Consider the following 12,221-nt stretch of genomic DNA (forward strand, 5'->3'; position numbering starts at 1 on the left):
AGAGCATATAATAAAATAATTTATATTTTCTATACCGCAGGTGAATTCCATGAAGATAAAAACACACGTAACGATTCTTATAAGTAGTTTACTTATTTATCTTAGCATTCATTATATCGGGGTACTCATTTATTCGAAAGACTCTCTTGTATTTCAAATCATGATATGGGTAACAACAATTTTAGTTGATATGATCATTTGTAGTTACTTAGTCTATTTTTCATCCATTAAACGCGGTCATGCTTATCGATTTTGGATGCTACTTACATTCGGTTCCATTTTATATTTTATTGGTGATATCATCGTTGCTTACCAACGCCTGATTTTACATGCCTCTGCTATATTTGTTGATCCGTCCGACTTTTTTTATTTATTATGTCTCATTATCTTTGTAGCTGCCTTCTTATATGAATTACTTTATGACCGAAATATATGGGAACAGTTATTTATCATATGCGATGTTTGTATTGTCGTGACTGCACAATTTACATTAAGCTATTACCTTCTTATTGAGCAGGCTATCCATATTATCGCTACCACTTACCTTAATATAATCGTACAACTCATGTATCCCATGGCAAACTTATTATTTCTTCTAATAGGTATTAGCTTATTATTTCGACCGCTGTCACTTCTTTCAAAACAAGTTTCCATCTTTTTAGCAACTTCAGTCATTGGTTATGCAAGTATTGATTCCATCTATGCTTATTTGAAATACTTTACAGCTGAGCATTCTGGATTTATAATCGCGCCTTTATATCAATTTTTTTTAATGCTTATTGTTATCGCTTGTGTGCTTCACACCAAAGAAGCAGAGCACACTGAGCAAGTATTACTAACACCGCAAATCGGTGAAGCAATTCATTTATCGCTACCCTATCTCTCTGTTATTGCTCTTAGTACATTTGTATTAATAGAGCGTGCTTTTTCACCCATATTAGTAATAGGCCTTATTGTTACATTTTTCTTTGTATTGATACGCCATATTTTAGTTCGTAGACAAAATAAAGAACTACTGCTAACGCAGATGCGGTTTAACCAACATTTAGAAGAACAAATCGAGTTACGCACACAAGATTTAGTGCAGCAAAAAGATGCGTTATATCGGAGCAAAAAAATGTTCGAATCTCTATATGAACACCATCCTGATCCTATTTTCACATTGGATTTGCACGGCAATTTCTTAAATGTAAATCATGCTGGAATTACATTGCTTGGTTATCAAACAAACGAACTGTTAAATCAGCCTTATTACTCACTTGTATACGAGAAAGACTTAAAGAAAATAATAGATGCGTTTCATCATGTGAAACGAGGGAACTCGATTTCGTTAGAGATACGAGCATACCATAAAAATAGAGATATTTACTTTTTGCACGTTACAGCTGTTCCTATTATCTTAAAAGAGCATATTCCGGGTGTCTATTTAATGATTAAAGATATTACAGAAAGCAAACAACAACAAGAACAAATTAACTTCCTAGCATATCATGACACATTAACTGAACTTTCCAACCGCCGCTCCTTTCACAAGCAACTGGAAGAGGCCATTGTACGAGCTAAAATAACAAAACAACCTTTTGCTGTTTTGTTCCTTGATTTAGATCGTTTCAAGATTATCAATGACACTCTTGGACATCGAATCGGAGACCTTCTTTTAATTGCTATAGCCAAAAGGCTGAAACAAATTTCAAATCCAAATGTAAAACTTGCACGGCTTGCCGGAGATGAATTTACGCTCCTCATCGAAAATATTAAACACACAGCTGAAGTTCAAACAGTAGCAGATCATATTTTGGCCGCATTAAATGAACCATTTCAAATTGAAAATCATCATTTACAAATTTCATCGAGTATTGGTATTGCTATTTACCCAGAAGCCGGTGAAGATCCGATGTCAATTTTGCAGCATGCTGACATGGCAATGTATGAAACAAAAAACAAAGGAAAAAATGGAAGCTCTATCTATACACAGGAGCTATACGAAAAGATGGAGCGTAAATCACGAATTGAAAAAGATTTCCCACTTGCCCTGGCAAATAACCAATTCTTTATTTCGTATCAACCACAAGTTGATATTAGAACGAAAAAAATAGTTGGCGCAGAAGCTTTAATCCGCTGGAATCATCCAATTCTAGGTAATATCTCACCTTGTGAGTTCATTCCGATTGTCGAAGAAACGCCTCAAATCATTCCGCTTGGTCATTGGATGTTAAAAGAATCATGCAAGCAATTAAAGTATTGGCATAAGCTTGGCTATGCTGATTTGAAAATAAGCGTTAACTTATCAGCAAAAGAATTTCAACAAGATAACTTAATCGAAAACATCTTAACAATACTTAAGGAGGTACAAGTAGAACCGAGATTTCTCATACTGGAATTAACTGAACGCATCGCCATGATAAATGAAAAAGAAACATTACTAAAGCTTAAAAAGTTAAAAGAGCATGGCATTCAAACTTCAATTGATGACTTTGGCACAGGTTACTCTTCTCTAGCTTACTTATCCCTTTTCCCAATTGATGCATTAAAAGTGCCACGAGAATTTACACAACTGGCCGATCAGCGAGAAGAAGAAAGAGCTATTATTTCTACAATACTTTCACTTGCAAATACATTAAACCTTTCCGTCGTTGCCGAGGGGATTGAGACGGAAAAACAATTTGACTTTTTGCAAGCTAACAATTGTCGATACATGCAAGGGTATTACTTTAGTAAACCACTTACAAGTAAACAGTTCTTAAACTTTCTACAAAAACACCCTTTCTAAACAGAATGATTTAGAAAGGGTGCTTTTTGATTGCTGTCTTTTCAATTAACCTTGTGTGATTTCCTCATAAAATGCTGCGCTTGTGGTATAGAAATATGGAATTAACCATAGGAATCCAATTCCAAGTGTAACAATACTTCATAAAAACCATCCAATAAAACTTAAGCATACTAGAAAATAAGCCATTTTATGCCCATCCATTATGCGACGACTTTCTGTAATCGCTTGATTCATTGTATATTCAGGATGATTGTTCAAAATGAAGTACGTCATCGCATAGGAGAAGGACTTAATAATCCCTGGAATAATCAATAATAATGTCCATAAAATCAAGTATACATATATTAATAAATATGTAAAAAACGACTTTATCAAATTCTTTTCATCTGTAAACCAGCTAAACAGTTTCCTTACTTCTACATCTTGCTCACGAACCGCACGCAACACAAGGGTGTATGCTCCTAAAGTTAACGGCCCAATAATAAACATTGCAACAACATCTACTGAAAGAGATCTACTTGCCTCTTTCTAGTCCCCATTTCCCTTCTAAGGCATCAAGAGCCCTTCCTTTTAAATCACTAATCATGTAAATCCTCCAGCTTCTATTTTATCATCAGATAGTCTATAAAAAGCGAGAGCACATTATCCTTGCACTCTCCACTTCATATCCTTTTAGTATAATTCTTTTTCTGATATATATTGATAAAAATGAGCTGTTGTTGTAGTGAAATAAGGATATAACCAAAGTAAGCCAATCCCAAGTGTAAACATAGCTAAAATTCCCCAACCAATAAAGCTAAGCCATAAAAGAAATAAATCCAGTTTATGTCCTTTCATGATGGACTTACTTTCTTTTAACGCTTGTAAAACACTGTATTCCGGATTCTCTACTAGAATATAAAACGTCATCGCATACGAAAAATAAGCAATGATAGATACTATAATTGAAATGAATAGGAGGCCAAGCACAACGATAACTAACGCTTCACTTTCAGGTGGATTATTTTCATCCCCAATTACAAACATTAATATTCCTATAAATACGATAGGAAGCCAAGATAGCGAATATACAAGTAAACCTAACATCGCTTTTATCGACTTCCAAATTCTACTTAACCCACGAAACCCTTCAAATAAATAATCTATCGTAACATTATTTCTCTTACTTATATTGACATACAAATTCGTATAGCCATATGCCATAATTCCATATGATCCATAATTCACAATGAGCATCAATATATACATAAAAATTAATAAAATAACAGCACCAATTGCTGCCGCTCCCTCTTCAAATGCATACACTGAGTCGCCGATCGCCATTATGAACAGCAATACTGGAATAATAACTATTAATGATACAACTAGCGAAACAATATAATTTAAAACAAATTGTAAAATTGTTGAGCCTACACCAAGCCCCCATTTCCCCTTTAGTGATTGCAAGGCTTCTCGTTTCATTTCACTAATCATTTTCCCCTCTCCTTTCATACGCCATATATACTATTTATATAAAAACACCTTCTCATTATATCATTTTTTGTGATATTTTCTATAAATTCTAAATTTACCTTATTTAGGGAAATAAAGCGAAACTTTAATCAGTGGGGAGGTTCTTCATCCCCACTGATTATGAGCCCTCACCAATGGGGCTGTTACGGGCAGCCCTGCTCCCCTGCTCCCACCTATCTTCCTTGCTTCTCTCTGCATCTTAAGGTGGGAGTCTTACTGTCCTAAAATGGCGGGATAAAAAAATCCGTAAAGGTAAGAACCTTTACGGATTTTTTTACTTCATGTTAGAAACGTCCAAACGATTAATTGCACGTTTTAGCGCTAATTCTGCACGCTTAAAGTCAACATGGGCTTGTTTATCTTGCAGACGTTGCTCAGCACGACGCTTCGCTTCATTTGCACGATGAGTATCAATATGGTTCGCTTCTTCAGCAGATGTTGCTAATACTGTTACTTTATCTGGACGAACTTCGATAAAGCCCCCGCTTACTGCTACATAATCAGTATGACCGCCATTTTTCAAACGAACCGCACTAATTTTAAGCGGCGCAACAGTGGGAATGTGACCTGGTAAAATCCCCATCTCCCCACTTTCTGCCTTAACGCTTACCATTTCTACTTCTTTTTCATAAACCGGTCCATCAGGAGTTACAATACTGACTGGAAATGTCTTCATAATTCGTCCCTCCTAAGGCCTTACGCCATCATTTTCTTCGCGTTTTCAACAACTTCTTCAATTCCACCTACTAAGCGGAATGCATCTTCTGGAAGATCATCATGTTTACCTTCTAGAATTTCTTTGAAACCACGAACTGTTTCTTTTACAGGTACATAAGATCCCGGTTGACCTGTAAACTGTTCCGCTACGTGGAAGTTTTGTGATAAGAAGAATTGAATGCGACGAGCGCGATGTACAACTAACTTATCTTCTTCAGATAACTCATCCATACCTAAGATAGCGATAATATCTTGAAGCTCTTTATAACGTTGAAGAGTTTGCTGTACTTGACGAGCAACCTCATAATGCTCTTCTCCTACGATTTCTGGAGAAAGCGCACGAGATGTAGAAGCTAATGGATCTACCGCTGGATAAATACCCATTTGCGTTAAACGACGCTCTAGGTTTGTTGTTGCATCTAAGTGAGCGAACGTTGTAGCAGGTGCTGGGTCAGTATAGTCATCGGCTGGTACATATACCGCTTGGATAGACGTAATAGACCCTTTATTTGTTGATGTAATACGTTCTTGTAATTGACCCATTTCCGTTGCAAGTGTTGGTTGGTAACCTACCGCAGATGGCATACGACCAAGAAGGGCAGATACTTCAGAACCCGCTTGCGTGAAACGGAAGATGTTATCGATGAACAATAGTACGTCTTGTCCTTGCTCATCGCGGAAATGTTCAGCCATTGTTAATCCTGTTAATGCAACACGTTGACGTGCACCAGGTGGCTCGTTCATTTGTCCGAATACCATCGCTGTTTTCTTGATTACACCAGAATCACTCATTTCATGGTATAAATCGTTCCCTTCACGAGTACGCTCACCTACACCAGCGAATACAGAAATACCACCGTGTTCTTGTGCGATATTGTTGATTAATTCCTGAATTAATACTGTTTTACCTACACCGGCACCACCGAATAGACCGATTTTACCACCTTTAATGTATGGAGCAAGTAAGTCTACTACTTTAATACCAGTTTCAAGAATTTCTACTTTCGTAGATAATTCTTCGAATGCAGGTGCTTGACGGTGAATTGGGTCACGGCGTACATCCGCTGGAATTTCACCATCTAAGTCAATTGCTTCACCTAATACGTTAAATACACGACCAAGTGTTGCATCACCAACTGGAACTGAGATTGGTCGACCAGTGTCTTCTACTTCTGTGCCACGAACAAGTCCATCAGTGGAAGACATCGCAACCGTACGAACTGTGTCATCACCTAAGTGAAGTGCAACTTCTAAAGTTAAGTTAACTTCATCTTTTTTAATTCTAAGGGCATTGTAGATTTCAGGTAGCTTTCCGCCGTCAAACTTAACGTCTACAACCGGACCCATGATTTGCGTAACGCGCCCTTTATTCATCGGGTTCCCTCCTAGCTTTCTTTATATTAGCCAGCTTTCTATCAGTCGGCTTTCAATTTTTTTGAATGAGCTTTCAGCAGCTTGAATGCTCGGTGACTTCGCTTCTACCGACGAGACAAAGCACGCCTCTTCGCCTAAAGTTCCATCCTCATCACATTCAGAACGAGCCGCTTCCGCTTTTTACTGAATCTAGCTTCGGTGGCTAGAAGGGGCAAATATTTCCCCCCTTCTGGACGAGCTACCTCCGCTTTTTACTGAATCTAGCTACAGCGGTTAGAATTCTCGGTGGCTTCGCTTCTTCCTGCGAGGCAAACTACGCCTCTACGTCTGAAGCTCCATCCCCCTCCCATTCTGAACGAACCGCTTCCGCCTTTTATTACTATTCTAACGCTGCTGCTCCACCAACGATTTCTGTGATTTCTTGTGTAATCGCAGCTTGACGAGCACGGTTGAATGAAAGTGTAAGTGTATCGATAACTTCCATTGCATTGTCTGTAGCACTCTTCATTGCTGTCATACGCGCTGCGTGTTCACTTGCTTTTCCGTCTAGCAGTGCACCGTACACTAGGCTTTCCGCGTATTGTGGCAATAGTACTTTTAAGATTTCTTCTTCTGAAGGTTCAAACTCATATGGAGTTAATTTTTTATCAGATTTCACATCTGTAAGCGGTAAAACTTTATTTTCTGTTACTTCTTGTGAAATTTTACTTACATAGTGATTGTAATAAATATACAATTCATCATAAGCACCATCTGCAAACATCGCAATTGCTCGAGAAGCAAGATCTTTAATATCTGTAAATGATGGGTGGTCAGATAATCCAACTACTTCATCAATGATGTTAAAGCCACGACGTTTTAAATAATCACGTCCTAGTCGTCCAAGTACAATAATTGAATATTGGTTTGGATCCATATTATGACGCTCACGAATTACCTTACTTACTTCACGTAATACGTTACTGTTATAACCACCTGCTAGTCCGCGATCAGATGTAATAACGATGTACCCTGTACGCTTTACAGGACGCGCTGTTAGCATCGGATGATTGATTCCTTTGCTACCTTGTGCGATACTCGCTACCACTTCTTGAATTTTTTCCATATATGGAACGAAAGATTTAGCATTTTGTTCTGCACGGTTTAATTTCGATGCAGATACCATCTCCATCGCTTTCGTGATTTGACTCGTTTTCTTCGTCGAGTTAATTTTCGCTTTTATATCGCGTAAAGATGCCACAGGTTTTCACCACCTTTTTTTCGGGAAGTTGGCATGATTAGTAAGAATCCTTTTTGTTCATCTTTCTAATCCATATTGCAAGACATGCTTGCTCATGATTGAAGGAAAAGAATAGGTGTACCTACTCTTTTCCTCTGTAAACCGTTAGTAATTCGAAGACGAACTACCTTTTGTATAATTTCGCTTCGGTGGATAGAAGGGGCAATCATTTCCCATTTCCTGCGAGGCCAAAACGCCTCTTCGTCAGGAGGTCCAATGTCCTCCCCTTCTGGACGAGCCACCTCCGCTTTTTTTATTATTCAGAAGCTACGAATACTTTTTTAAATCCATTGATTGCTGCTGCAAATTTGTCGTCATCCGCAAGTTTCTTCGTTGTGCGGATTTCTTCTAATAAATCAGCTGCATTTGAATCTAACCAAGCATAGAATTCTTCTTCAAAGCGAGTGATATCTGCTACTGGAATATCATCTAGGAATCCACGTGTTAAAGCGTAAAGAATCATAACTTGTTTCTCTACTCGCAATGGTTTGTGTAATCCTTGTTTTAATACTTCAACTGTGCGAGCACCGCGATTTAGTTTCGCTTGTGTTGCTTTATCAAGGTCAGAACCGAACTGAGCGAACGCTTCTAACTCACGGTAAGATGCAAGGTCAAGACGAAGTGTACCTGATACTTTACTCATCGCTTTAATCTGAGCAGATCCACCAACACGAGATACTGAAGTACCTGCATCGATTGCTGGACGTACGCCAGAGAAGAATAAGTCAGATTGCAAGAAGATTTGTCCATCTGTAATGGAGATTACGTTTGTTGGGATGTATGCTGATACGTCCCCTGCTTGTGTTTCGATGAAAGGTAGAGCTGTTAATGAGCCACCGCCTTTTGCATCGCTTAATTTTGCTGCACGCTCTAGTAAGCGAGAATGTAAGTAGAATACATCCCCTGGATATGCTTCACGACCTGGAGGACGACGTAATAGTAATGATAGCTCACGGTAAGCAGCTGCTTGTTTTGATAAGTCATCATACACGACTAATACGTGTTTTCCGTTGTACATGAATTCTTCACCCATTGATACACCTGCATAAGGAGCTAAGTATAACAATGGAGCTGGTTGAGAAGCTGATGCTGTTACAACAATTGTATACTCTAATGCACCATGCTTACGCAGTGTTTCTACTACGTTACGTACTGTAGATTCTTTTTGTCCAATTGCAACATAGATACAAATCATGTCTTCGTCTTTTTGGTTTAAGATTGTATCCAGTGCTACTGCTGTTTTACCAGTTTGGCGGTCACCGATGATTAGCTCACGTTGACCACGACCGATTGGCACAAGTGCATCAATTGCCTTAATACCAGTTTGAAGTGGCTCATGAACAGATTTACGATCCATTACACCTGGTGCTGGGCTTTCAATTGGACGAGTTTTTGTTGTATGGATTGGACCTAAACCGTCTACTGGTTGACCTAATGGGTTCACAACACGACCGATTAGTTCTTCACCTACTGGCACTTGCATAATACGGCCTGTACGACGAACTTCGTCACCTTCACGAATTTCTGTGTAAGGTCCTAGAATAATAATACCTACGTTGTTTTCCTCTAAGTTTTGTGCTAGTCCCATAACGCCGTTAGCGAACTCTACAAGTTCACCAGCCATAACGTTATCAAGACCATGAGCACGCGCGATACCGTCACCAACTTGGATAACTGTACCAACATCGCTAACTTCGATTTCAGACTGATAGTTTTCAATTTGTTGCTTTATCAGTGCGCTAATTTCTTCAGCTCTGATGCTCATGTGCTTCACCCCTATCTATTCTTCATTAGTTCACGCTGAATACGTGCTAATTTTCCTTGTAAACTTCCATCGTAAATGCGATTTCCAATGCGCACTTTAATACCGCCTAGTAAATCCTCATCTACAATATTTTTCACGCGAATTGCATCTTTTCCAGTTCTTTTTGCAAATGCTTCTGCAATGTTAAGTTTCTCTTCTTCAGATAGAAGACGAGTAGAATAAACAGTTGCATCCGCTACGTTACGCTCTTCGTTTGCAAGAGTTACGTATTCATTTGCAATGGCAGGTAAAATTTCAATTCGTTTATTATCAACTAAAATATATAACGTATTTAAAATAGACTCAGAAACAGAAGAGAATACGTTAGAAAGAAACATTTTTTTCTGTTCCTTTGAAATATTCGGCTTTGTTAAAAAGCTATGTAGTTCTTCGTTTTTCATAAAAACGCTTTGTACAAGGCCTAATTCTTCTTCAAACATTTCTAATACATGTTTTTCTTTTGCAATTTGAAAAAGAGCGACAGCATAACGTTTTGCTACAATCTCATTGCTCATCGCGCTTCTCCTACTTCTTTAATATAATCGCGAATTAATTTTACTTGGTCTTCTTCTTTTAGTTCTTTCTCAATTACTTTAGAAGCAATTTGAACGGATAAAGAAGCGACTTGTTCTTGCAATGTAGCAATTGCTTGCTCTTTTTCGCGTTGAATTTCTTGTACAGCAGATGTTTTAATTGATTCTGCTTCTTCTTTTGCAGCAGCAATAATACCATCTTTTTGTTCTTCTGCTTGCTTTTTCGCTCTTTCGATTAACTCTTGTGCTTCAACACGTGACTGTTTTAGCATTTCACGTTGTTCCTCTACTAACTTTTTCGCCTCTGCGTGATTTTTCTCTGCAGCGTCGATTTCGCTAGCAACATGCTCTTCACGTTCCTTCATAATTCCCATTAAAGGACCCCAAGCAAATTTGCGTAGCATCACTAATAAAATTAGGAAAACGACCAACGTATAAGCGATCGTTCCAAACGGAATGGCAGCTCCTAATAATAAAGTTGGCACAAGGATTCACTCCCTTCAAAATATCTAAATTAACTATATGAAAAAAAAGACATACATTTCGTTCATAAAGCAATGGCGAAGAAAGTTCGAAAAACACTCTTCGCCATCTATGTAAGGGGAGTATCCCTTATCTGTTCATTACGATGAATGCAATAACTACACCAATGATTGGAAGTGCCTCAACTAATGCAACCCCGATGAACATAATTGTTTGAAGTGCGCCTTTTAATTCTGGCTGACGAGCAACACCTTCGATTGTACGTGATACGATAAGACCGTTACCAATACCTGCACCTAATGCTGATAAACCAATTGCAATTGCAGCTGCGATTACACCTAAACTCATTTAAAATGTCCTCCTTTTTATTAGAAAAAAATAAATTTTATACTTACTTAAGATATATTAATGGTCATGACTTACTTTATGAGCCATGTAAACCATCGTTAACATTGTGAAAATAAATGCTTGGATTGATCCAACGAATACACTGAATCCCATCCATGCTAACATTGGCACAACCGCACCTAATGCTCCAAAAGCACCACTTGCACCTAATTGAGCAAGCAATGTTAATAAAATCTCACCAGCATAAATGTTACCGAATAGACGAAGCCCCAACGTTAATGTGTTAGCAAACTCCTCAATAACCTTTAAAGGAAATAAGAACTTCATAGGTTGGAAATAACCTTTTATATATTCCTTTGTACCCTTCATCTTAATTCCATAGTAATGGGTGAGGGTAACTACCATCACGGCTAATGTTAAAGTAACTGCTGGGTCAGACGTTGGCGATCTCCACCATGCAATATGTTCACCAGCCTCAGTTGTTGAAAACATGAATGGTAAACCGAGCATGTTTGATACGAAAATAAACATCATAAGTGTAACGCCAAGTGTTAAGAAGCGCCCACCTGTTTTCCAGTCCATCGTACTGCTAATAATGCCTTTCACAAAGTCTAACACCCACTCAAGGAAGTTTTGCATTCCTGTCGGACGAAGAGCTAAGCTTCGAGTTCCAATCACAGCGATTAAGAAAACTATAACTGCTGCTACAGTAACCATGATAACTGCGGACAAATCGAACGTTAAACCTAGAAAATCAACCAATTTACCGTGTTCCACTAGTAATTCACCTCTCTTCCCTGTTCTTATACTCTAAATAAAGAAAATCTATGATCATGACAAGATACCCTGTCAGCAATCCTACACCTAAGCTCCACATCGCAATGAAATGCTGATACTTTGCCGCAAATAAAATTAATAATCCAATCGTCGCAAACCTTGAATATGTACTGACAGCTGTAGCTTTAAATTTCACGCTTCCTCCATTGGTAACGCGTTCTATAAGCTTGTCTGTTCTACGTGCAATGATGCGCAAACTAAGAAAACTGAAAATCGTTCCGATAATCAGCCCAAGAAACACATCCTTGTAAGAGGTAAATCCCCATCCTAGCACTAGAAGTGCAAGCAAGTAGTACATATATTTCTTTTGTCTTTGGACAAGTCCATGCACATCTATCATCATTGCTCTCCCGAATAGTAATGTCGAATGAGTCGAATCATTGCATAAATCCCTGTTCCTAACCCTAGTAGTAAGCCGATAACTAGAAACAAAGGAAACGTTCCAACCTTACTGTCAATCCATTGCCCACCAAAAATCCCAACAAGAATGGAACCGACTAGCTGAGCCAAAATCCCTGACATTAAAGCATATGCTTTTATAGGGCTGCGATCGTTTTTTTGCAA

At 38.3% G+C, this 12,221-nt stretch carries 12 protein-coding genes and 1 pseudogene; 1 reads left to right on the plus strand and 12 read right to left on the minus strand.

Annotated features, from left to right (window positions below; translation table 11 throughout):
- The first annotated feature begins 49 nt into the window (after positions 1 to 49).
- Positions 50 to 2,770 (plus strand): putative bifunctional diguanylate cyclase/phosphodiesterase, encoded by a 2,721-nt coding sequence (locus MR056_RS06910; protein ID WP_210370632.1) that lies wholly within the window; start codon positions 50 to 52, stop codon positions 2,768 to 2,770.
- Between the two features lie 45 nt (positions 2,771 to 2,815).
- Here MR056_RS06910 and MR056_RS06915 read toward each other — a convergent pair.
- The 12 genes and pseudogenes from MR056_RS06915 to MR056_RS06970 form a co-directional block, all read right to left on the minus strand.
- Positions 2,816 to 3,356: pseudogene (locus tag MR056_RS06915) on the minus strand (DUF975 family protein).
- 86 nt (positions 3,357 to 3,442) lie between these two features.
- Positions 3,443 to 4,243: a DUF975 family protein gene (locus tag MR056_RS06920; RefSeq protein WP_210370633.1), complete on the minus strand. Its 801-nt coding sequence runs from the start codon at positions 4,241 to 4,243 to the stop codon at positions 3,443 to 3,445.
- Positions 4,244 to 4,556: 313 nt separating this feature from the next.
- Positions 4,557 to 4,958: a F0F1 ATP synthase subunit epsilon gene (locus MR056_RS06925; protein ID WP_012096271.1), complete on the minus strand. Its 402-nt coding sequence runs from the start codon at positions 4,956 to 4,958 to the stop codon at positions 4,557 to 4,559.
- Between the two features lie 20 nt (positions 4,959 to 4,978).
- A complete protein-coding gene (gene atpD, locus MR056_RS06930; RefSeq protein ID WP_012096272.1) occupies positions 4,979 to 6,373 on the minus strand; it encodes a F0F1 ATP synthase subunit beta in 1,395 nt (464 codons plus the stop codon).
- Positions 6,374 to 6,752: 379 nt separating this feature from the next.
- A complete protein-coding gene (gene atpG / locus MR056_RS06935; RefSeq protein ID WP_012096273.1) occupies positions 6,753 to 7,613 on the minus strand; it encodes a F0F1 ATP synthase subunit gamma in 861 nt (286 codons plus the stop codon).
- Between the two features lie 295 nt (positions 7,614 to 7,908).
- A complete protein-coding gene (gene atpA / locus MR056_RS06940) occupies positions 7,909 to 9,417 on the minus strand; it encodes a F0F1 ATP synthase subunit alpha (RefSeq protein WP_012096274.1) in 1,509 nt (502 codons plus the stop codon).
- Between the two features lie 11 nt (positions 9,418 to 9,428).
- Positions 9,429 to 9,971 carry a F0F1 ATP synthase subunit delta gene (locus MR056_RS06945; protein ID WP_012096275.1) on the minus strand — a complete coding sequence of 181 codons (543 nt, stop codon included), beginning with the start codon at positions 9,969 to 9,971 and terminating at the stop codon, positions 9,429 to 9,431.
- A complete protein-coding gene (gene atpF, locus MR056_RS06950) occupies positions 9,968 to 10,474 on the minus strand; it encodes a F0F1 ATP synthase subunit B (RefSeq protein ID WP_012096276.1) in 507 nt (168 codons plus the stop codon). The genes MR056_RS06945 and atpF overlap by 4 nt, the downstream gene beginning before the upstream one ends.
- Positions 10,475 to 10,601: 127 nt before the next feature.
- Positions 10,602 to 10,820, minus strand: a complete 219-nt coding sequence (gene atpE / locus MR056_RS06955) for a F0F1 ATP synthase subunit C (protein ID WP_012096277.1) — start codon at positions 10,818 to 10,820, stop codon at positions 10,602 to 10,604.
- A gap of 57 nt (positions 10,821 to 10,877) precedes the next feature.
- Positions 10,878 to 11,597 carry a F0F1 ATP synthase subunit A gene (gene atpB / locus MR056_RS06960; protein ID WP_210370634.1) on the minus strand — a complete coding sequence of 240 codons (720 nt, stop codon included), beginning with the start codon at positions 11,595 to 11,597 and terminating at the stop codon, positions 10,878 to 10,880.
- A 7-nt stretch (positions 11,598 to 11,604) separates the two neighbouring features.
- Positions 11,605 to 11,997, minus strand: coding sequence for an ATP synthase subunit I (locus tag MR056_RS06965; protein WP_041810138.1), 393 nt, complete (start codon positions 11,995 to 11,997; stop codon positions 11,605 to 11,607).
- Complete coding sequence (locus MR056_RS06970) at positions 11,997 to 12,221, minus strand: AtpZ/AtpI family protein (RefSeq protein ID WP_012096280.1); 225 nt, start codon at positions 12,219 to 12,221, stop codon at positions 11,997 to 11,999. The genes MR056_RS06965 and MR056_RS06970 overlap by 1 nt, the downstream gene beginning before the upstream one ends.

Origin of the sequence: Bacillus cereus group sp. BfR-BA-01360 (assembly GCF_022663595.1) — a bacterium.
Classification (GTDB): domain Bacteria; phylum Bacillota; class Bacilli; order Bacillales; family Bacillaceae_G; genus Bacillus_A; species Bacillus_A cytotoxicus.